The sequence below is a fragment of the Enterococcus durans NBRC 100479 = LMG 10746 genome (genome assembly GCF_001544215.1).
Taxonomy (GTDB): domain Bacteria; phylum Bacillota; class Bacilli; order Lactobacillales; family Enterococcaceae; genus Enterococcus_B; species Enterococcus_B durans.
This window is the reverse complement of sequence record NZ_BCQB01000118.1, coordinates 1-647: the sequence shown is the minus strand read 5'-3', so window position 1 is coordinate 647 and position 647 is coordinate 1. Positions and strand designations below refer to the sequence as shown.

1 protein-coding gene is annotated in these 647 nt (G+C 34.3%); it reads right to left on the bottom strand.

All coding sequences use genetic code 11. The features are described 5' to 3' along the window. On the bottom strand, positions 1-488 hold a 488-nt coding region (locus ED2_RS14535; protein WP_169792711.1), incomplete at its 3' end, for an Nramp family divalent metal transporter. Positions 489-647 lie beyond the last annotated feature (159 nt).

Sequence of the window (647 nt, the reverse complement as noted above, 5' to 3'; positions counted from 1 at the left end):
GGAATATTAAAAAGTAAATAAAGAGCAATTGATGCGCCAATTACTTCCGCAATATCTGTTGCCATAATCGCTAATTCCGTTAAAATCCATAAAATGATTCCTAGTTTTTTACTCGTTCTCGCTCGAATTGCTTGAGCTAGATCCATTTGACTAACAATTCCCAATTTAGCAGCCATATATTGTAATAGCATTGCAATTAAACTAGACATTAAAATGACCGACATTAATAAATACTGGAAGTTTTGCCCACCCGTAATCGAAGTAGACCAGTTGCCTGGATCCATATATCCCACAGCAACTAATGCTCCCGGTCCAGAATAGGCGAACAGGGTTTTCCAAAAGCCTTTGCCTTTGGGTACCTCGACAGTTCCGTTAATTTCCTCTAAAGAGGGACCATTCGCATGCTGAATTAATCGAGGTTTCTGCTCTTTACCGGACTGACTTGTTGTATCTTTCAAAATATTTCCACCTTCCTTTAAAAACATCATAAGTATATACCTAAGTGTACACCTCTTTTTTATTAAATTAAAGTAAAATATTAGACAAACCTAAAAAAAAATAAACATTCGCCTAATTTAATATTATTTGCCTTCATTTCATTTGTATCGGAATGAATCAATTGTACACGTTAAAAATATATATATATA